The 20581-nt window shown below is 46.2% G+C and carries 17 protein-coding genes; 8 read left to right on the top strand and 9 right to left on the bottom strand.

What is annotated here, in order from left to right; translation table 11 throughout:
* Positions 1-80 precede the first annotated feature (80 nt).
* Together pyrE and rph are read right to left on the bottom strand one after the other, a co-directional pair.
* On the bottom strand, positions 81-722 hold the full coding sequence (pyrE, locus tag AB4583_RS14440; protein WP_017059267.1) for an orotate phosphoribosyltransferase: 642 nt from the start codon (positions 720-722) through the stop codon (positions 81-83).
* A gap of 107 nt (positions 723-829) precedes the next feature.
* Positions 830-1546, bottom strand: coding sequence for a ribonuclease PH (gene rph / locus AB4583_RS14435; protein WP_009847983.1), 717 nt, complete (start codon positions 1544-1546; stop codon positions 830-832).
* A gap of 248 nt (positions 1547-1794) precedes the next feature.
* On the opposite strand from rph, the gene AB4583_RS14430 reads away from it, so the two are divergent.
* Positions 1795-2661 (top strand): YicC/YloC family endoribonuclease, encoded by an 867-nt coding sequence (locus AB4583_RS14430; RefSeq protein ID WP_017069239.1) that lies wholly within the window; start codon positions 1795-1797, stop codon positions 2659-2661.
* A gap of 332 nt (positions 2662-2993) precedes the next feature.
* Here AB4583_RS14430 and AB4583_RS14425 read toward each other — a convergent pair whose 3' ends face one another.
* From AB4583_RS14425 to AB4583_RS14415, 3 genes are all read right to left on the bottom strand, one after another.
* Positions 2994-3206, bottom strand: a complete 213-nt coding sequence (locus AB4583_RS14425; protein WP_017071067.1) for a cold-shock protein — start codon at positions 3204-3206, stop codon at positions 2994-2996.
* Positions 3207-3517: 311 nt separating this feature from the next.
* The gene (locus tag AB4583_RS14420; protein WP_017062464.1) at positions 3518-3943 is read right to left on the bottom strand and encodes a phosphate-starvation-inducible protein PsiE; all 426 of its coding nucleotides are present in this window, start codon (positions 3941-3943) and stop codon (positions 3518-3520) included.
* Between the two features lie 221 nt (positions 3944-4164).
* Positions 4165-5535 (bottom strand): NCS2 family permease, encoded by a 1371-nt coding sequence (locus tag AB4583_RS14415; protein WP_017062465.1) that lies wholly within the window; start codon positions 5533-5535, stop codon positions 4165-4167.
* A 766-nt stretch (positions 5536-6301) separates the two neighbouring features.
* Between AB4583_RS14415 and gmk the strand changes: the two genes are divergently transcribed.
* From gmk to recG, 4 genes are all read left to right on the top strand, one after another.
* Positions 6302-6925, top strand: a complete 624-nt coding sequence (gmk, locus tag AB4583_RS14410; RefSeq protein ID WP_017062466.1) for a guanylate kinase — start codon at positions 6302-6304, stop codon at positions 6923-6925.
* A 119-nt stretch (positions 6926-7044) separates the two neighbouring features.
* Positions 7045-7317 carry a DNA-directed RNA polymerase subunit omega gene (gene rpoZ, locus AB4583_RS14405; RefSeq protein WP_009848003.1) on the top strand — a complete coding sequence of 91 codons (273 nt, stop codon included), beginning with the start codon at positions 7045-7047 and terminating at the stop codon, positions 7315-7317.
* Between the two features lie 53 nt (positions 7318-7370).
* Positions 7371-9497, top strand: a complete 2127-nt coding sequence (gene spoT, locus AB4583_RS14400) for a bifunctional GTP diphosphokinase/guanosine-3',5'-bis pyrophosphate 3'-pyrophosphohydrolase (protein WP_017063083.1) — start codon at positions 7371-7373, stop codon at positions 9495-9497.
* Positions 9498-9674: 177 nt separating this feature from the next.
* Positions 9675-11753, top strand: a complete 2079-nt coding sequence (recG, locus tag AB4583_RS14395) for an ATP-dependent DNA helicase RecG (protein WP_372090293.1) — start codon at positions 9675-9677, stop codon at positions 11751-11753.
* A gap of 276 nt (positions 11754-12029) precedes the next feature.
* Here the strand turns inward: recG and envZ are convergent, their stop codons facing one another.
* Complete coding sequence (gene envZ, locus AB4583_RS14390; protein WP_017062469.1) at positions 12030-13325, bottom strand: two-component system sensor histidine kinase EnvZ; 1296 nt, start codon at positions 13323-13325, stop codon at positions 12030-12032.
* A gap of 153 nt (positions 13326-13478) precedes the next feature.
* Positions 13479-14198: a two-component system response regulator OmpR gene (ompR, locus tag AB4583_RS14385; protein WP_017068942.1), complete on the bottom strand. Its 720-nt coding sequence runs from the start codon at positions 14196-14198 to the stop codon at positions 13479-13481.
* Between the two features lie 178 nt (positions 14199-14376).
* Here ompR and greB point away from each other — a divergent pair, with 178 nt between their 5' ends.
* On the top strand, positions 14377-14859 hold the full coding sequence (greB, locus tag AB4583_RS14380) for a transcription elongation factor GreB (RefSeq protein ID WP_017063080.1): 483 nt from the start codon (positions 14377-14379) through the stop codon (positions 14857-14859).
* Positions 14860-15523: 664 nt separating this feature from the next.
* Entirely contained in the window at positions 15524-17854 is a 2331-nt protein-coding gene (locus AB4583_RS14375) for a Tex family protein (RefSeq protein ID WP_372117923.1), read from the top strand.
* 283 nt (positions 17855-18137) lie between these two features.
* Here the strand turns inward: AB4583_RS14375 and AB4583_RS14370 are convergent, their stop codons facing one another.
* Entirely contained in the window at positions 18138-18611 is a 474-nt protein-coding gene (locus AB4583_RS14370; RefSeq protein ID WP_017066129.1) for a hypothetical protein, read from the bottom strand.
* Positions 18612-18964: 353 nt separating this feature from the next.
* Positions 18965-19741: a pimeloyl-ACP methyl ester esterase BioH gene (gene bioH, locus AB4583_RS14365; RefSeq protein WP_017063077.1), complete on the bottom strand. Its 777-nt coding sequence runs from the start codon at positions 19739-19741 to the stop codon at positions 18965-18967.
* A 93-nt stretch (positions 19742-19834) separates the two neighbouring features.
* On the opposite strand from bioH, the gene AB4583_RS14360 reads away from it, so the two are divergent.
* A complete protein-coding gene (locus tag AB4583_RS14360; RefSeq protein WP_372117920.1) occupies positions 19835-20548 on the top strand; it encodes a ComF family protein in 714 nt (237 codons plus the stop codon).
* Positions 20549-20581 lie beyond the last annotated feature (33 nt).

Raw genomic sequence — 20581 nt, 5'->3', positions numbered from 1 at the left:
CGCCATGCTCGGCGCACAAAGAAAAGGGGCTGATGAATCATCAGCCCCTTGTGCATTCTATAGTCTAATTACGAGTAGTATTAGATGCCGTATTGAGCGCGGTACGCTTTTACTGACTCTAGATGTGCTGCGTCTGTGCCTTTCTCTTCAAGGAAAGTCACCAAGTCAGTCAGGCTAACGATTGAGATAATCGCACAACCGAAGTCACGCTCAACTTCTTGAATCGCAGACAGTTCGCCTTTGCCCTTCTCTTGACGGTCGATAGCAACAAGCACGCCCGCTAAATCAGCGCCATTTGCTTGGATGATTTCCATCGACTCACGAATCGCAGTACCTGCAGTGATCACGTCGTCCACTAACATGATGCGACCTTCAAGCGCGCTACCGACAAGGTTGCCACCTTCACCGTGGTTTTTCGCTTCTTTGCGGTTGAAGCAGTAGGGCGTGTCTACATCGTGGTGATCCGCTAGTGCAACCGCTGTCGTCGTTGCAATTGGGATACCCTTGTATGCAGGGCCAAATAGTACATCGAACTCAATGCCAGAATCAGCCAATGCTGCTGCGTAGAAGCGACCTAAACGTGCTAGGTCACGACCTGTATTAAACAATCCAGCATTGAAGAAGTAAGGGCTCTTACGGCCAGACTTTAAAGTAAACTCACCAAACTTAAGTACTTCTTTCTCTAGTGCAAATTCAATAAATTCACGTTGATATGCTTTCATGTTTTTCCTCTACGTTTATTCAATAAAACTTAACTTACGCTCTGCACGACTCTTTCGAGTTTTACAGACAAAAAAATAGCCCCCAATGTGGGAGCTATTAAAAATGATTAGTCGGCCAACGCAGCTTTCTGCGCTTCGACGATATCAGCAATGCCCTTATTCGCCAGGGCTAAAAGCTGCATCAACTCTTCGTGGCTGAACGGTTCGCCTTCTGCGGTACCTTGAATCTCAATCATCTTACCGTCTTCCGTCATTACAACGTTCATGTCGGTATCGGCTGCTGAGTCTTCAACGTACTCAAGGTCACACAGTGCTTGTGCACCAACGATGCCCACTGAAACTGCCGCTACGTGGCCTTTCATTGGGTTCTTTTTCAGTTTGCCGCTTGCTAGTAGGCTGTTGATAGCATCAGCCATTGCAACGCTTGCACCTGAGATAGAAGCAGTACGAGTACCGCCGTCTGCTTGGATAACATCACAATCGACAGTGATCATAATTTCACCCATTACTTTCAGGTCAACAACAGCACGTAGGCTACGAGCGATCAGACGTTGGATTTCCATCGTACGACCACCTTGCTTGCCGCTCGCCGCTTCACGACGGTTACGAGTGTGCGTTGCACGTGGCAGCATGCCGTATTCAGCCGTTACCCAACCCTTTCCTTGGCCTTTTAACCAACGCGGTACGTTTTCTTCTACCGTCGCATTACATAGAACTTTAGTGTTGCCGAACTCAACTAATACAGAACCTTCAGCATAAGCTGTGTAGTTACGAGTAATTTTAATTGGACGAATTTGATCTACAGCGCGGTCATTTGGACGCATTGGTATCTACCTTATTAACAGTCTGAAGTGATTTACTATCGAAAGAGTGCATCACCTAAGAAAGGGGTGAGACAGTTTTGATTGGGGCAAGATTATATAGCAGTTTATCGTGCAAATCTATTTACCGTTCAAAGCTATTTATCACGAAAGGCTATTTACAGTGAAAAGCGACAGGCTTCGAGAGCACACCATATCGTGATACTATGCGTGCGCGTTATTTTCAGAATGATAAAAGACAGGAAAATTCGATGATTTATAGTATGACCGCGTACGCACGCAAAGAAGTAAAAGGCGATTGGGGCAGCGCAGTATGGGAAATCCGTAGTGTAAACCAACGCTACCTAGAAACTTACTTCCGTATGCCTGAACAGTTCCGTGGTTTAGAGCCAATCTTGCGTGAGCGTTTCCGTAAGCGTCTTGCACGCGGTAAGGTTGAATGTAACCTACGCTTTGAAGCAAACCCTGCTGCAAAGGGCGAACTAAGCATTAACGAAGGTTTGGCTCAGCAAGTAATCAATGCTGCGAACCAAGTAATGACAATGACAGGTGAAGACAGCCGTTTGAACCCATTCCAAGTCATGAATTGGCCTGGTGTGATGGAAACGCCAGAGCAAGACATGGATGCCATCAACAAAGACCTACTTGAAGCATTCAACGATGCTATCGCAGAGTTCATTGATGCTCGTGCTCGTGAAGGTGAGAACATGAAGGCGCTAATCGTAAAGCGCTTAGATGCAATCACTGAAGAAGTAGTGAAAGTTCGTGCACGCATGCCTGAGATCCTAGAGTGGCAACGTGAGCGTCTTCTTACCAAATTTGAAGATGCGAAAATCGAACTTGAAGGTTCTCGTGTTGAGCAAGAGCTTATCCTACTTGCGCAGAAGTCAGACGTAGCAGAAGAGCTAGACCGTCTAGATTCTCACGTGAAAGAAGCAAATGCAGTACTGAAGAAAGGTGGCGCTTGTGGCCGTAAGCTAGACTTCATGATGCAAGAGTTCAACCGTGAGTCAAACACGCTAGCGTCTAAGTCTATCAGCACAGACATCACAGCATCAGGCGTAGAGCTTAAGGTTCTTATCGAACAGATGCGTGAGCAGATCCAAAACATTGAATAACAGTCTGTAAGCTGTACACGATAAAGAATAATCAGCTTAATCAGTGTTGATTAGATCAAAATGAGCTCCTAATTTTAGGGGCTTTTTTTTATGGATACAGTAATGACAATCAGGATGCCTAAGTGAGCAGATTATTACGCAGGAGATTTACTTAGAGCAAAAGGTAGATACAGCGATAGTTAGAACGAGATAACGGACGTAAAACAGGATTTTTGAATATTTTGAGGAGGTATTGCTAGTGGAGAAGAGTGTTACGGTAAAACTGAGGGGAAAACAGATTTGAGAGAGAAAGTGACGCAAGTTGCTAATGCAACCTGCGCCGACTTAAAATCTTATAGAGCTACAACGTTTGCAGCTTGAAGACCTTTTTGGCCTTGCTCTACTTCGAAAGACACTTGTTGGCCTTCTTTAAGAGTCTTGAAACCTTCAGAAGCGATTGCACGGAAGTGTACGAATACGTCAGCGCCGCCGTTGTCTTGAGTTAGGAAACCGAAGCCTTTCTCTTCGTTAAACCATTTTACTACGCCGTTTACTTTGTTAGACATGATGTGTCCCTTATATAAAAATAAAAAATTAATCGCCAAAAGTGCGATGCGCTGAAAGCTTGAATTATTTAATGTATCTATGAAGCTAAGGGAAACACTGAGAATAACAATGAAGCAATACTAAGGGTTCTACTTTACAACTGGATGTTTCATTTAATAACCCTGAGAACAGAGCGAGGCCATTCTTGGTGATCTGAGCCTGCTTGTAAAGCGTTATTTGGACAATTTGATGTTTTTTTGTTCAACTGGCTTAAATTAAAAGCCCAACGATATCGTTGGGCTTCATTTATAAAACTTTAACCTTCAAAGTGTTACTCATCTGGCTGCTTGGTTCTAAGGTCTACATACGGCCAATAATGATGTCCAACACGAATCAACAATGTTGCCGCGGCCAAGATAAATGCCGCTAAAGATAACCAAACGATCAATACCGCATCGAGTTCTTTCATGCCCAAAGTGATGTAACGAGCAATCGCCATCATCGCGATATAGATCGGGTATCGCACTGGAATCTTACCGTTCATCACAAACTGCTGAACCATCGCCAACACTTCTAAATAGATGAACATCAGCAGAATGTCGGTCAATTGCACTCGGCGTTCAGCGAAGACATGCATGAACTCTTCGACCATCGCAAACAAGGTCGCGAGCGTGATCGCCACCAGCAATACCGCTTCCATAATGTGGAATACTTTTAAAAACGGCTTACTAAAAGATTTAGGTAAGTGAGAAGGCATAGTCACTCTTCAAAAAATAATTAATCCAGTCTCTACAATAGCATGCATCAATATAAGTCGCGTACTGTCAAAGCACCGACTTTAGGCTAACGCCATCAACTCATCGGTAACCAACATTAAGAAGCAACGGTAAAAAGCAACAAATACAAAAATGGCCCCGCATTCACTGCAGAGCCATCTGTTTGTCTTTTACTTAGCGACTTCTTAGTGGCTAATTAGCCTTAAAGCAGAATCAGGTAAGTTAAGAACACCACACACAGTCCGTAGATAAGCGGGTGTACTTCTTTGCGCTTACCTGCCACAACCATTGTGAATGCGTAGCTGATGAAGCCCATCGCCATACCGTTCGCTGGAGAGAAGCTTAGCACTGTGAACATGATGGTAAAGAAGGCTGCAATGCGTGACTCTTTCTTTTCCCAGTTGATCTGACCAAGACGACCTACCATGTAGATGCCGACTACTACCATCGCCGGTGCAACCATTGCAGCCGAGAAGATAGAGAAGATTGGGTATAGGAATAGCGAGATTAGGAACAGACCAGCCACCATGACTGCTGCCAAACCCGTTTTTGCACCTTGAGAAGAAGCGATGCCAGACTCAGAGAAAGCAGTGATCGATGTGGTACCAAGAATTGAACCAATCACAGTACCGCCCGCATCTGCTACTAGAGCCGATTTCGCGTTTGGCACCTTGCCGTCTTTATCGATGATGCCCGCATCACGGCCAACTCCGACAATCGTGCTCAAGCCATCAAAGAAATCGACAATCAGGAAGATAAGCACGATAAACAGTAGGTCGAACATTTTCTCTGGCGTGAAAGCAGAGAAATCAAAGATAGCGCCGAAGCTGCCAGCCATGCTTGGTGGCATAGCAATGAACTGCTCTGGGATTGGTGCGTTTGAAGTGCCCATGAAGACGTCAGCAAGAATCGTCAACACGATAGCAGAAACGAATGAGATGAACGTTGCTAGCTTGATGTCACGAACCATACAACCCAGTGCGATGAAGATGCTCACGTAAGCGATGATCACTTTTGGATCAGAAATGTCGCCTAAGCCTACCAATACGAATGGGTTAGAAACGATGATGCCCGCATTCTTAAGACCTAAGAAAGCAATGAACAGTCCGAGAGACACGGTAATCGCCAACTTCAAATCTTCAGGAATCGATTCAATCATCGATTTACGAATATTGGTCAATGAGAACGCAAGGTACAAAATACCAGATAGGAAGATACCGAACAGCGCTTCATTCCAAAGCACGGCAACAGATCCACTTAACAGCAGACCTTTGAAAAAGCCGTTCATACTCATGCCCGGCGCTAGCATTACAGGGTAGTTGCCCCAAATGCCCATAATTAGGGTTGCGATTGCCGCAGACAGAGCCGTTGCAGTAAACACGGCACCTTTGTCCATGCCTGGAATATCACCCAAAATTGCTGGGTTAACCGCCAGAATGTAACTCATCGCCAAGAAAGTAATGAAACCCGCATACAGCTCAGTGCCAATCGTGGTTTTTCTTTCAGTGATTTTAAACATCGAATCAAGCGAGCCAGAGGTGTTCTGGGCTTTCAGGGTGGAATCGGTACTCACAACAAAACCTATGCAATAAATTAAGAATTTGGTGATTCAAATGCTGTGAGAATAGAGAGGTCTCTACACTAAAAACTGTAGTCACCAAGGTAGGCTCGGTAGTAGAAACATCTAGTCTAGTAGGGTCTGTTGGCCCTTCGAGATGATTTTTGCAGCGAGTTGTTGGAGTTTTCTACAAGGCAGAGACTTTGATGTGTAGCTAGCCTACATAAGAAGTCGATAACGCAGTAGAAATCACCAACAAACGCTGCCCGAAGGGTTCGGCTAAAATCGTTTTATGCTTTGTTAAGGAGTCTTTACTTAGAATGCTAGGTTACAAACTCCTTGCCGCGCCTAAAACGATTTTTTCTCGAACAAAACTCCATCGCGAAAGGTCAACAGACCCTAGATATATACAGCATTTAATCGTTTGCGCGGATTGTAAGGATTGAGATTAAAACTTCAACAAATTTTGTCCAGATCACATAAAAAAGTACCGATGACGAGTCATTACATTTATACAAAGATCTTTGAGAAGATCATTTGCTGATAAATAACGATCAAGCCAGTTGTTCTCAATCATCTAAATATGCTACTCTTCGCCTCCATTTTTCTGACCTAATTTTCACCAGTTGCTTCTATTAGTTTTACTCGTTATCTCTTTATAGACGTAACCAACGGCACAATTAGTAGATGCGCCATCGGAACAAAAATTAGAGTCAGTGCTATCTTTTAAAGTGTAGGTTTATTGCCTTCACTCAATCCAACCAACAGTGGAAATATACAGATGGGCAAAGGTACTCTTTACATCGTATCTGCACCTAGTGGCGCAGGTAAGTCGAGCTTGATCTCAGCAATGCTAGAAACCAATCCAACCTACGCAATGAAGGTATCTGTTTCACACACCACTCGCGGTATGCGCCCTGGTGAAGAAAATGGTGTTCACTACCACTTCGTAGAGAAGCATCATTTTGAAGACCTTATTACTAAAGGTGAATTCCTAGAGTACGCTGAAGTGTTCGGCAACTACTACGGTACTTCACGCGTTTGGATTGAAGAAAACCTAAACCGCGGTATCGATGTATTCCTAGATATCGACTGGCAAGGTGCTCGTCAGATCCGTGAACAAATGCCTCAAGCGAAGAGTGTATTCATTCTTCCACCATCAAATGGTGAGCTAGAGCGTCGTTTGAATGTTCGCGGTCAAGACAGCGACGAAGTTATTGCGAAACGCATGAGCGAAGCAAAATCAGAGATTTCTCACTATGCAGAATATGATTATGTGATCGTGAATGACGACTTTGATGCAGCCCTAATGGACTTCAGAGCTATCATTCGTGCGGAACGCTTAAAAGAAGATAAGCAAGCAGCGAAATACAGCGGCATGCTTACTGCTTTATTAGCGGAATAATCTAGATCCCCTAGATTTTCTATTGAGATAAGTATACGGTGATCTAGAAAGTATCTAGTTAAACTTGTATACTTTCTCGTCATCAAAAATTTATTAGTTAATTACTATTTGGAGTCCTCATGGCACGCGTAACTGTTCAAGACGCTGTTGAAAAAGTTGGCAACCGTTTCGACCTAGTTCTTATTGCGGCTCGCCGCGCACGTCAAATGCAAACTGGCGGTAAAGATTCACTAGTGCCTGAAGAAAACGATAAGCCAACGGTTATCGCTCTTCGCGAAATCGAAGAAGGTCTTATCACTAAAGACGTACTAGATGCTCGTGAGCGTCAAGAGCAACAAGAGCAAGAAGCAGCTGAACTTGCAGCAGTAAGCAGCATCGCTCACACTCGTTAGCTCATATTCGCAAAAAGCGTCATTCGAACTAATTAACCTTCCGGGCCTTTAATTTGTATCTATTCGATAGCCTCAAAGACGTTGCCCAAGAATACCTAACAGAGCCTCAAATTGAGGCTCTGCGTCAATCTTATGTGGTAGCGAGAGACGCCCATGAAGGGCAAACCCGCTCAAGCGGTGAACCATACATTATCCACCCTGTAGCTGTTTCAAGAATCCTGGCAGAAATGCGTCTGGATATCGAAACCCTGCAAGCTGCTCTGCTTCATGATGTCATCGAAGACTGTGATGTCACTAAAGAAGATCTAGAGGAAAAATTTGGCAATACCGTTGCTGAATTGGTTGATGGTGTATCTAAGCTGGATAAGCTTAAATTTCGTGATCGCAAAGAAGCGCAAGCAGAGAACTTCCGCAAGATGGTTCTCGCCATGGTGCAAGACATCCGCGTTATCTTGATCAAATTAGCTGACCGTACTCACAACATGCGCACGCTTGGGGCACTTCGTCCTGACAAAAAGCGTCGTATTGCTCGTGAAACCCTAGAGATTTATTCTCCACTAGCTCACCGTCTTGGTATTCATAACATCAAGACCGAACTAGAAGAGCTGGGCTTTGAAGCCCTCTATCCTAACCGTTATCGCGTACTTAAAAACGTAGTGAAAGCTGCGCGTGGTAACCGTAAGGAAATGATCCAACGTATCCATAGCGAAATTGAAGGCCGCCTTGAAGAGGTCGGTTTGCCTGCTCGCGTACTTGGTCGTGAAAAAAACCTGTTCTCCATCTACAACAAGATGAAAACTAAAGAGCAGCGCTTCCACACCATTATGGACATCTACGCTTTCCGCGTCGTGGTTGATACCCCAGATACTTGTTATCGCGTACTTGGTCAGGCTCACAGCCTGTACAAGCCTCGCCCTGGCCGCATGAAAGATTACATTGCGGTACCAAAAGCCAACGGCTACCAATCTCTGCACACGTCAATGATCGGCCCTCACGGGGTGCCAGTTGAGGTTCAGATCCGTACTGAAGATATGGATCAAATGGCAGACAAAGGTGTCGCAGCGCACTGGTCTTACAAAGGCAACGGCTCACGCAGCAGTAATGGCACAACCGCACAGGTTAAAGCACAACGTTGGATGCAGAGCTTACTTGAGCTGCAACAAAGCGCGGGTAACTCATTCGAATTCATTGAAAACGTTAAGTCTGATCTGTTCCCAGATGAGATCTTCGTGTTCACGCCGAAGGGTCGCATTGTCGAGCTTCCGGCAGGCGCAACAGCGGTCGATTTTGCTTACGCGGTGCATACCGATGTCGGCAACATGTGTGTAGGTGCTCGTGTAGACATGAACCCTTACCCACTCAGCAAATCGCTGAAGAACGGTCAAACTATTGAGATCATCAGTGCTCCGGGCGCACGTCCGAATGCAGCATGGCTCAACTACGTAGTGACCTCACGCGCACGTACAAAGATCCGTCAGGTTCTAAAAACCATGCGTCGTGAAGAGTCGATCACGCTAGGCCGTCGTTTACTGAATCATGCACTTGGCGAACACTCTATTGCCGATATCGGCCAAGAGAATATCGACCATGTATTGTCTGACTTACGCCTAGAAAGCGTTGAAGACTTACTGGCGTCGATTGGTCTTGGTGAGCTGATGAGTATCGTAATTGCTCGTCGTCTGCTTGGTGATGCTGACGAACTGACTGAAGTAGAAAACAACAGTGACACACCGAGGAAGAAACTTCCGATCCGTGGTGCTGAAGGTCTACTACTGACGTTCGCTAACTGTTGTCACCCGATTCCAGATGATCACATCATTGCCCATGTCTCTCCAGGTCGTGGCCTTGTGGTTCACCGTGAAACGTGTCCAAACGTTCGTGGTTACCAAAAAGAACCAGACAAGTACATGGCGGTGGAATGGTCTGACGATTACGACCAAGAGTTCACAGCTGAACTTCAGGTTGATCTGCAGAACCACCAAGGTGCACTGGCTGAGTTAACTAACGTTATCTCGAAAACAGGCTCAAACATTCATGGTATTTCAACCGAAGAACGTGATGGACGCTTGTACACAGTGACAATCTTGCTGACGACCAAAGATCGTGTTCACCTTGCGAGTATTATGAAAAAGCTACGTGTGATGCCACACGCGCTGAAAGTAAGACGTCGTAAGAACTAACGTTTAAACTTGATAATAGTTTTGCCAAGAATTTAAATCCCCTTAATGCTTTATCGCTTAAGGGGATTTTTATAACCGTAATCCTAGTATTTACCGCGCTCCCTCCCATTCCTGCCTGTACAAAAATCCAGTAAAATGCTTGAATAGATTATCTCTCTTATGTTTATGAGCCTTGTTATGTCACAGCTTTTATCTGCTATCCCTCTCAACTCTTTATCTGGAGTCGGCGCAAAAGTCGCAGAGAAACTAGAGAAGGTTGGGCTTAACAATGTACAAGACCTGCTATTTCACCTGCCTTTGCGCTATGAAGATCGAACGCGTATCTATCCAATCGTAAAACTGCATGCTGGTTTATGGGCAGCAGTGCAAGGCAAGGTAATGCACGTCGATACCATTTTCGGTAAACGTAAGATGCTCGCAGTAAAGATCAGTGATGGTAATGGCACTATTACACTGCGTTTTTTCAACTTCACTGCAGGCATGAAGAATAACTTTGCCGAAGGCAAACAAGTGCATGCTTATGGTGAGATCAAGCGCGGCAATATGGGGCTTGAGATTGTCCATCCGGATTACAAATTCTTTGCTCCTAGGCAACAACCAGACGTTGAAGCCAACCTGACTCCGGTGTACCCAACCACCGAAGGGCTAAGACAAGTCACGCTGCGTAATCTTACCGATCAAGCCTTAGAGCTAATCGACAAGGCCGCAGTTAACGAGCTTCTCCCATCAGGTTTATACGACCACCAAATTACCCTCGCACAAGCACTGCATACCATTCACAGGCCGCCCCCGGGCATTGACCTAGAGCTGTTTGATGAAGGCAAGCACCCTGCGCAACTGCGCCTAATTATGGAAGAGTTACTGGCTCAAAACCTGTCTATGTTGTCTGTTCGTAGCAAAGGGCAGCAAGACAAGGCAATGCCTTTTCCTCCAGTAAACACCCTTAAAGATAAGCTACTGGCTCAGCTGCCGTTTTCACCAACCAATGCCCAAGCACGAGTGACCAAAGAGATCGAAGCTGACTTGGAAAAGCCGCATCCTATGATGCGTTTAGTGCAAGGTGATGTGGGCTCTGGTAAAACCTTAGTCGCTGCACTGGCGGCGGTTCGCGCATTGGAACACGGTCAACAAGTAGCACTTATGGCACCCACTGAACTACTCGCAGAACAACACGCGATTAACTTTGCCAACTGGTTTGAGGTAATGGGTATTCAAGTTGGATGGCTAGCAGGTAAGCTCAAAGGCAAAGCTCGTGAAACTGAACTAACACGTATTGCCAGTGGCGAAGCGCAAATGGTGGTCGGTACTCATGCCCTGTTCCAAGAGCATGTCGAGTTCAAAAACCTTGGTTTAGTGATCATTGATGAGCAACACCGATTTGGTGTCCACCAGCGATTAGAGCTACGTGAGAAAGGCGCAAAGCAAGGCTACTACCCCCATCAGTTGGTCATGACCGCTACCCCAATCCCACGAACGTTAGCAATGACGGCCTATGCCGACCTCGAAACTTCGATTATTGATGAACTGCCACCGGGACGAACCCCAATTCAAACCGTGGCAATTCCTGATACCAAGCGCGATGACATTGTTGAACGTGTGAAAAATGCGTGTCTCAATGAAGGCAAACAAGCCTACTGGGTATGTACGCTGATTGATGAATCGGAAGTACTGGAAGCTCAAGCTGCAGCTGATACAGCAGAAGAGCTACAACGCAAACTGCCTGACGTAAAAATTGGTTTAGTCCATGGCCGTATGAAACCCGCCGAGAAACAAGCGGTGATGCGCGAGTTCAAAGAGAACAAGCTGCATCTATTGGTTGCGACAACCGTGATTGAAGTGGGCGTGGATGTTCCGAATTCGAGCTTAATGATCATCGAGAACCCAGAACGTCTTGGCCTAGCGCAACTGCACCAACTGCGTGGCCGTGTCGGCCGAGGTTCGGTCGCAAGTCATTGTGTATTGTTGTATCACTCTCCGCTGTCTAAAACCGCTCAGAAACGCCTAGGTGTGCTACGTGAAAGTAACGATGGCTTTGTGATTGCACAGCGCGACTTAGAAATCCGTGGCCCCGGTGAATTGCTCGGTACCAAACAAACTGGCTTGGCTGATTTCAAGATCGCCGATCTAATTCGTGACCAACGTTTGATACCTGAAGTGCAGCGTATTGCGCGTCATATTCACGATAGCTACCCAGACAATGCTAAGGCGATCATCAACCGTTGGTTGGGTGAACGCGATGTTTACTCTAAGGCGTAGTTAACACTAAGGCATAGTTAACACTGAGACCGTATTCAAACGTAAAAAAGGCTTCCTCAAGGAAGCCTTTTTAGTGTGCGTTACTTTCATCAAGCAAGAGCGAGATTCCCTATTCGCTCGTTCCTCACGATAGGGAATGACGATCAAAGTAAACTTTCATCATCAAAGTCCATGGTTAGCAATTCGTCATCCTCGGAGAGGGAAGAATGACCGAGTCGGGGATCTCTTAACCGTTCCCCGAACCGAACTTATCGTCATCAAACGGACCGATGATAACTAGGGCTTAACCGGGAAACTGATCTGCGCTTTTAAGCCACCTTCACTACGATTATTCACGACTACCGCACCTTGATGTTGGCTGACAATACGTTTCACAATCGCTAAGCCTAAACCTGTTCCTTCGCTACCACGAGCCGTGTCACCACGCGTGAACGGTTCAAACAACTTCCCGATCTGATCCTGCGGGATACCTGGACCATTATCTTCTACCGTCACCCAAGCAAGCTTGTTATCCGCCGTCATACCAGTTGATACCTTGACCCAACCATTACCGTAACGCAGCGCATTCACCACCAAGTTGCTCACAGCACGCTTCATTGCGATCGGGTTGCCCAACGCAGGTTTCATGGTTTCTGGAATATCGGTTTCAATCTGGACCTCATAGCCACCTTCAGAGCTAGAGACTTCTCGCGCAATATCATCGACAAACACCGCTTGGAATGAGTCTCTGTCAACAGGCTTTAGGTAATCCATGAACTGACTGATGATCTCGTTACACTCTTCGGTATCACTGATGATGCCTTCCGCCAAATAGCTGTCTTCTGGCGACATCATCTCGGTTGCTAAGCGAATACGCGTTAACGGAGTACGTAAATCATGGCTGATACCCGCCATCAACAAGGCGCGGTCTTCTTCTAGCTCTTGGATGCCTTTCGACATCTGGTTAAAGGCTCGAGTTACCGAGCGAATCTCTTGTGCGCCTTGAACTGGCAATGGCGGTGGAATATCACCTCGCCCGACACCTTGCGCCGCTTTCTCTAGCGCTATCAACGGACGGTTTTGCAATCGGATAAACAGCCAACCACCTGCGACAATCAACAGCGCCATGATCAGACTGTTACGAAACAGTGGTGCAAAATCCTCTTCTTGCAGCTCTGATAACGGAATACGAATTAAAGAGTTGGGTAACTGCGCAATGTCCATCCAAAGCACATAGCTCTCTTTACCCAAGATCAGCCGCACTTCAGTTTCAGAACCCAGCTCCTTGGTCATCTCCTCACTCATCAGGTCGATTGCGACCGCATGGTAATACTCACCCGCCGCTTCGCTGTCCTTGGCGTGAACGGTTACCCCGAGCTGTTCAAGCACACGCTGACGCAATGGCGCATCGATCTCGATATCACTGCCTTGGTCCAATACCAGGTTTAGCTCGTGAGCCAAAATCTTATTAAACTGCTGCAAACTTGGCATCAACGCATAGTTAAACACCGCGTAATAAGAAAAAATTTGGCTAGCGACCAATAGCGTTAAGAAAAGCACTATCGACTGAGTAAAGGAGCTACGTATACGCATGGGGTACCCGAGATGTAGAAAGATAAAGAAAGTGTTATATGACTATAACTCTAAACCATTGTGCTGAATAGAAAACGGGCCATCGCATATTAATGAGATGACCCGTAAGATTCACAGAATCGATAAAGCTACTGTAGAGCTTATTAAGCTGAATTACACAGCTTTGCCATCTGGAACGAATACATAACCCAAGCCCCACACCGTTTGGATGTAGCGAGGTTTGCTTGGATCTTCTTCAACTAGACGACGCAGACGTGAAATCTGAACATCGATAGAACGTTCCATTGCTGAATACTCACGGCCACGAGCCATGTTCATTAGCTTATCGCGAGACATTGGCTCACGAGCATTCGTTACCAAGGACTTAAGAACCGCAAATTCACCCGAAGTAAGCGGCATTGGCTCTTCACCACGGAACATTTCACGTGTACCTAGGTTCAAGCGGAACTCACCAAAGGCAACCACAGATTCTTCTGTGCTTGGCGCTCCCGGAGCTTCAATCACTTGGCGGCGCAGTACCGCTTTGATACGAGCAAGCAGTTCACGCGGGTTAAATGGTTTTGGCAGGTAATCATCAGCACCCACTTCCAAGCCCACAATGCGATCCACTTCATCACCCTTTGCCGTCAACATAAGGATAGGCAGCGAGTTGTTTGCGTTTCGTAGACGACGACAGATCGATAGACCATCTTCGCCCGGCAACATTAAATCCAATACCATCAAGTGAAAATTTTCACGGGTTAACAGGCGGTCCATCTGCTCACTGTTTGCCACGCTACGCACTTGAAAGCCCTGCTCTGACAGATAGCGTTCTAACAGTGCACGTAAACGAGCATCGTCATCGACCACTAAAATTTTGTAGTTTTCTTGCATGTAATGGTTCCACCTATTAAAGCTTAAACCTAAGGTTAAGCATTCTTGGTAAATTGTATATTGGTATAAGACATTAAAAATGTAACATTATTGGAGAAAAAGTCGCCTAAATAATTGTTAACGTATGTTGCCTTTCTATATATTCTATCTTAGATCATCATTTCATTAAGTCAGATTTATGAAAACCAAACTTATCACCCGAGAAGGTTATAACAAACTCAAAGCAGAACATGACCACTTATGGCACGAGAAGCGTCCAGAGATCACCAAAATAGTCACTTGGGCTGCAAGCCTAGGAGATCGTTCAGAAAACGCAGATTACACCTTCAATAAGCGTCTACTTCGTCAGATCGATCGCCGAGTGCGTTTTTTAAGAAAGTTCCTACCTGATGTCACGATCGTTGATTACTCGCCACAACAAGAAGGTAAGGTATTTTTCGGTGCTTGGGTCGAAATTGAGAATGATGATGGGGAAATTAAGAAGTTTCGAATTGTCGGCCCAGAAGAGATCTACGGCGATGCTAAAGGCTATATCTCTATCGACTCACCAATGGCTAGAGCTCTGCTCAAGAAAGAAGTGGATGATGAGTTTACGGTAAAAACACCAGAAGGCGACAAAGAGTGGTTCATTAACTCAATTTGCTACGCAGACAACGAATAACCAAACCTAATAAACACCTAGCGATGAGCTGAGTGTTCAAGCAAACCCAAACTCCAGATAAAAGAAAACCCCGCAAGGCTTTCGCCTAGCGGGGTTAAGTCTCTATCGCAGCAATCCGGCTACTGTTTATCTCTTCGAGATAAGGTGCTCCCTGCATCTTTCCTTGATAGTGGCTAAATCCTTTAACCAATTTCCTTTTTGTTCATCGCCATCCTAGCGGTGTCCATTCTAGCCTGTCATCCTGACTGGCGAATCTCATCCAGAGATTATCACTTCCTTGCTGACCACTCATCCTAAGTAATCAAATCTTCATCCTGAAGATACCTAGTCCATTAGGCTTTTTCCTGTTCCTGCCAACTCCCTGTCGACAAGTTAAATATTACGGCAAATGGCCGTGTTTCCTAGATAGTCTTAAAAAACATTTCAGGTGAGAAATACGCCCACAAACACACAATCAAATAAAATCAGCAACTTAGTTTAACATCAAGACGATTTCATCGGTCTAAAGCGACTTAGTCTCACATCACTTGTAAGAGATCTCGCACAAAGCGGGTATCACAAACGGAAATTCGACTTCTGACAGGATAATTACACAGTCATAGCTAGAAAAAGCGTACGCTTACCCCCATGTATTTGTCACGATATTAAATAAGAGATTCATCGGATGAGCCAAGCTATCTGTCGACTGATTGCTGAAGAACTGAATGTTCGTTCAGAGCAAGTCATCGCCGCAGTCAACCTAATTGACGACGGTAACACCGTTCCCTTTATTGCCCGCTACCGTAAAGAAGTCACGGGTGGCTTAGACGATACCCAATTACGTAACCTTGATAGTCGCCTTTCTTACCTTCGTGAGCTTGATGATCGTCGCCAAACGATTCTTAAGTCGATTCAAGACCAAGGAAAACTCACGCCAGAACTCGAGCGTGATATCACTCAAGCCGACAGCAAGACTCGTTTAGAAGATTTATACCTACCATACAAACCAAAGCGCCGTACCAAAGGTCAGATCGCGATTGAAGCGGGCTTAGAACCACTTGCCGACACACTGTGGAATGAACCGCAGCACGATCCAGAAACGGAAGCGGCGAACTTCATCAGCAACGATAAAGGCATTGCCGATACCAAAGCTGCTCTCGATGGTGCTCGTGCGATCATCATGGAACGCATTGCGGAAGACGCAAACCTACTAGAAAAGATTCGCCAACACCTAACACGCAACTCAGAGCTAGTCGCTCGTGTAGTGACAGGTAAAGAGCAAGAAGGCGAGAAGTTCAAAGACTACTTCGAGCACAACGAAACACTCAGCAAAGTACCGTCTCACCGTGCACTTGCAATGCTACGAGGCCGAAATGAAGGCTTCCTAACACTGGCAATGAACGCAGACCCAGAGCAAGAAGAAGGTGTACGTGGTTCTTACTGCGAAAACATCATCTCTGATCACTACGGCATTACCCTAAGCAGCGCACCTGCGGATGCTTGGCGTAAGCAAGTGATTAGCTGGGCATGGCGCATCAAGGTTTCTATGCACATGGAAACTGAATTGATGGGCGCGATGAAAGAGCGTGCAGAGATCGAAGCGATTGAAGTATTCGCAACCAACCTAAAAGACCTACTCATGGCAGCGCCTGCTGGCCCTCGTGCAACTTTAGGCTTGGACCCGGGTTTACGTACCGGTTCGAAAATCGCTGTCGTGGATTCAACCGGTAAGGTTTTGGCAACAGAAACTATTTACCCTCACCCACCTCAAAAGCAATACGACAAATCGGCACACGTGGTTGAGCAGATGGTTCGTCAATTCAATGTTGATTTGATTGCGATTGGTAACGGTACGGCTTCACGCGAAACCGACAGCTTTGTCGCTGACGTAATTAAACGCGGCAACCTAAAAGCGCAAAAGATCATTGTTAGCGAAGCGGGCGCATCGGTGTATTCCGCGTCTGAACTAGCTGCAAAAGAGTTCCCGAACATGGATGTATCAATTCGTGGTGCGGTGTCTATTGCTCGTCGTCTGCAAGATCCACTGGCAGAGCTAGTGAAGATTGACCCTAAATCGATCGGTGTGGGCCAATACCAACACGATGTGAGCCAAACTATGCTCGCTAAGCGCCTAGATGCGATTGTCGAAGACTGTGTAAACGCCGTAGGCGTTGATGTGAATACAGCGTCTGCCGCGCTACTTACTCGCGTAGCCGGCCTTTCTAGCACCATCGCTCAGAACATCGTGGATTTCCGTGATGAGAATGGTCGCTTCGAAGCACGTACTACGCTAAAGAAAGTCGCTCGCTTAGGGCCAAAAGCCTTTGAACAGTGTGCTGGTTTCCTACGTATTATGGATGGTAAGAACCCGTTAGATGCATCATCGGTTCACCCAGAAGCTTACCCAGTAGTGAAAACCATTGCTGAGAAAAACCACAAAGACATCAAATCTCTGGTAGGTAACACCGACTTCTTACGTGGTTTGCACGCGGTTGATTACACCAATGAAAACTTTGGTGTTCCAACGGTCACCGACATCATCAAGGAGCTGGATAAGCCGGGACGCGACCCTCGCCCTGAGTTCAAGACTGCAACCTTCGCAGATGGCGTAAACAACGTTTCAGACCTAGAACCAGGCATGATTCTAGAAGGTGTGGTATCGAACGTGGCTAACTTTGGTGCCTTCGTTGATATTGGTGTTCACCAAGATGGCTTAGTTCATATTTCAGCACTCACCGATCGCTTTGTCTCTGACCCACGTGAAGTGGTTAAAGCGGGCGACATCGTGAAAGTGAAGGTGATGGAAGTGGATGTTCAGCGTAAACGTATTGCACTGAGCATGCGTATGAAGGACGAGCCTGGACAAGACAACCGTGCTCAACGTTCAAGTGCACCTCGTACACAAAACCGCTCGAATCAAAACTCGCAAGGTGGCCAACGCCGTCGTGAAGAGCCGCAACAAAACGCTGCAATGGGTGGAGCATTCGCTGCCGCTTTTGCTAAAGCGAAAAAGTAATCCGTTAGCTCACCTAAAAAACGGATTAGCTTAAAAACAGAAAACCTGCATCCCTTAGGGTATGCAGGTTTTTTTATTATGTGTTCAAAAAAGACATCGAAGCTTGGTTGTATTCTTCGTGTTTATACTCAAAATAATTGGAGTTGCAGCTAGGCAACCTTTTCCCTACAAAGGAATGAAGTTCAGCCCTATGAGCATAGGGGTTCTATGTGCTTAGGGCGGCCGGCGTTCCGGTGAACTTACGCAGTTAACAACGCTGCAGCTTCAAGTATGAAGAGTATAATTATAATACGACCAACATCTCTGACGGAGCATGAGGCGCAACAGCATGACCATAATGATACTTTATGACCTTACGTCGTTTCTCCATCTGTCCTTCCTGAATCGCCGCATCTAAAACATGCTTTGGCAGGCGGAAACGCATGGTATAGCCTTTGCCTTGATCAGCACTGTATGTTTTCAGTGCCAATAAGCTGAACAGCCGATCAAAAGGGTCTTGTGGCTCTTCTTGGCTAACCGAATTGGCCTCTGACTCGTTCTCCATTTCATAACCTGGATGGTCTGAAGGATCCCAAGCCGACTGCTGCCTTCGTTTATCGTCTGATTTTACCTTACGCTCTGCATTGGTTCTCGCCAATGCTACTGCGGGAGCAATAGGTTCTCGGACTCTATTATCACGCGCAACTTGCTCTGTTTGCACATTAACGGACGGGGCGATTAGTGGCACACTCACTGCAGTTGCAGGTGACACAATCATCGCGAACTCTCCTCAAGAATCGCCCATCAATATTGCCATAACACTGTTGTACCGAGAACGCACAACAGGCATAGCCCAACTTAGCGCAATCAGCTCTGGAGAGAGTTAGGTCTGAGTATCATGCAACACGTTGGTGTTATACCAATCGTAGTAAATAACTGATCATCCTAGCTTGTTAAAATGCTCGATAACGGCGTTAGATTTTTTGATTGTAGAATAACTACTTATCGAAACTACTTGTCAAAAAAAAGCTGCCTTGTTCTCAAGCCTTTTACCTACGCTATTTTTGAACACTTACTTACTGTGATTGGTATTAGCTTATATATCGACCAAGCCGGATATATATTTAGCAATTATTTTTGTGCGAAGCTGACAAGCTCACTGCAAAAGGCATCCGCTTCGGTCATAAACGGTGCATGGGACGACTGGGTAAATATGTATTGCTCGGTATGAGGCAAGGCTGTGCCTAAGTCTTTCGCAACCTTGATTGGCACCAATCCATCTAATCGACCATACAAGCGTAGCATTGGTACTGAAATCTCAGGCAGTTGTTCACGCAGATCGACATCCGACAGCATCTTTAATCCTGCCAATAATGAGTCAGGGTTCGGCAACGGGCGAGACAGCACCGCTTGCTTGAGTTGTTTTACATCTTGCCTTGCTGAAGGGCTGCCCATGGCTTGCAATGCCATAAAGCGTTCGATGGTGGTTTGGAAATCTTCAACCAGTTGCTCGGTGAATGCGCTTAATACGTTGGGCTGAATGCCTCGCCATAACACGGGCTCTTTTGCAGCGGCGAATTTGGGAGAACTGGCGACAGTCACCAGCTTGCTCACGTAATCTGAGTGATGGAGAGCCATGTGCGTTGCGACCAAGCCTCCAAGTGACCAACCCACCCAAATCGCTTGCTTTGGTGCTTCGGCCAAAAGCTGCTGAGCAATCTCTTCAAGATCTTGAGCGTGGCAGTGCGCGCTGTGTCCATACCCTGGTAAATCGACAACATGCACTCGAAAATCAGCTTGTAATGCATTAACGGTTTGTTGCCATACCGCACCGTTCATTCCCCAGCCGTGAACCAGTACTAAATCAGGCCCTTGCCCAGAAACATGCCAATATAACGCGTCACTCATTCTCAATATTCCCTACTTTTTCCATCAGCGATAATCCGCGCTTTTCAGTATGGTGAGCAAAAGGAACACCATAACCCAAAAGCATCACGAGCTATGTTATCCGATTGGCTACAAAAACACACACCACGTCTGGTCACACCTCAATGCCACCTGTGCAAACTTGATAAACTGCCCAGTGATACACATCCTCGATGGTGCAATTCTTGTCTCAAACTCTTTCAGCCAGTACCACGCTGCCAACGATGTGGTTTAAAAACACTGCTCACAGTAGAGCAGTGCGGACAGTGCTTATCTCAACCTCCACCTTGGCATCGCCTCTACTGTGTCGGCGATTACACCTTCCCTACAGCAGGTTACATTCAGCAAATAAAGTACGCTGATAAGTTTTGGTTTGCACGTGATCTATCTAAGCTATTGGCATCACGTATCGAATATCCTGCTCCGCTGATCACCAGCGTGCCGCTGCATTGGCGTCGATATACTCATCGCGGCTTTAATCAAAGTAAGCTGCTAGCCGACTACACGGCTCAAGAGCTTGGCGTTGAAAGTGATGTGCTCTTTCGTCGAATTCGCTCAACGGCTTCCCAGCAGGGGCTGACTAAATCCGTACGATTACACAATCTAAAGAGCGCTTTTGCGCTGCGAAAACAAGACGTTCAAGGAACTATCCCCTCTCACGTCGCGATAATTGATGATGTTGTAACCACCGGCAGTACTGTGTATCAATTATGCCAATTACTACTTGAAGTGGACGTTAAAAGGATTGATATTTACTGCATCTGCCGCACTCCTGAGCCCTCTGGATAAAAGCTGTGAATCACTACTTGTACAGCAATCCAA

The organism is Vibrio sp. 10N.222.49.C12, assembly GCF_041475025.1.
GTDB classification, from domain to species: Bacteria; Pseudomonadota; Gammaproteobacteria; order Enterobacterales; family Vibrionaceae; genus Vibrio; species Vibrio crassostreae_C.
Note: the sequence above shows the minus strand (reverse complement) of the source record. Positions and strands in the feature narration are given on the sequence as shown.

Coding starts and splice junctions, on each gene's coding strand:
- ompR (WP_017068942.1), bottom strand. CDS start 14,198: ATGCAAGAAAACTACAAAATTTTAGTGGTCGATGACGATGCTCGTTTA.
- envZ (WP_017062469.1), bottom strand. CDS start 13,325: ATGCGTATACGTAGCTCCTTTACTCAGTCGATAGTGCTTTTCTTAACG.
- bioH (WP_017063077.1), bottom strand. CDS start 19,741: ATGAGTGACGCGTTATATTGGCATGTTTCTGGGCAAGGGCCTGATTTA.
- AB4583_RS14360 (WP_372117920.1), top strand. CDS start 19,835: ATGTTATCCGATTGGCTACAAAAACACACACCACGTCTGGTCACACCT.
- greB (WP_017063080.1), top strand. CDS start 14,377: ATGAAAACCAAACTTATCACCCGAGAAGGTTATAACAAACTCAAAGCA.
- recG (WP_372090293.1), top strand. CDS start 9,675: ATGTCACAGCTTTTATCTGCTATCCCTCTCAACTCTTTATCTGGAGTC.
- AB4583_RS14430 (WP_017069239.1), top strand. CDS start 1,795: ATGATTTATAGTATGACCGCGTACGCACGCAAAGAAGTAAAAGGCGAT.
- rph (WP_009847983.1), bottom strand. CDS start 1,546: ATGCGTCCAAATGACCGCGCTGTAGATCAAATTCGTCCAATTAAAATT.
- gmk (WP_017062466.1), top strand. CDS start 6,302: ATGGGCAAAGGTACTCTTTACATCGTATCTGCACCTAGTGGCGCAGGT.
- AB4583_RS14420 (WP_017062464.1), bottom strand. CDS start 3,943: ATGCCTTCTCACTTACCTAAATCTTTTAGTAAGCCGTTTTTAAAAGTA.
- rpoZ (WP_009848003.1), top strand. CDS start 7,045: ATGGCACGCGTAACTGTTCAAGACGCTGTTGAAAAAGTTGGCAACCGT.
- AB4583_RS14425 (WP_017071067.1), bottom strand. CDS start 3,206: ATGTCTAACAAAGTAAACGGCGTAGTAAAATGGTTTAACGAAGAGAAA.
- AB4583_RS14370 (WP_017066129.1), bottom strand. CDS start 18,611: ATGATTGTGTCACCTGCAACTGCAGTGAGTGTGCCACTAATCGCCCCG.
- pyrE (WP_017059267.1), bottom strand. CDS start 722: ATGAAAGCATATCAACGTGAATTTATTGAATTTGCACTAGAGAAAGAA.
- AB4583_RS14375 (WP_372117923.1), top strand. CDS start 15,524: ATGAGCCAAGCTATCTGTCGACTGATTGCTGAAGAACTGAATGTTCGT.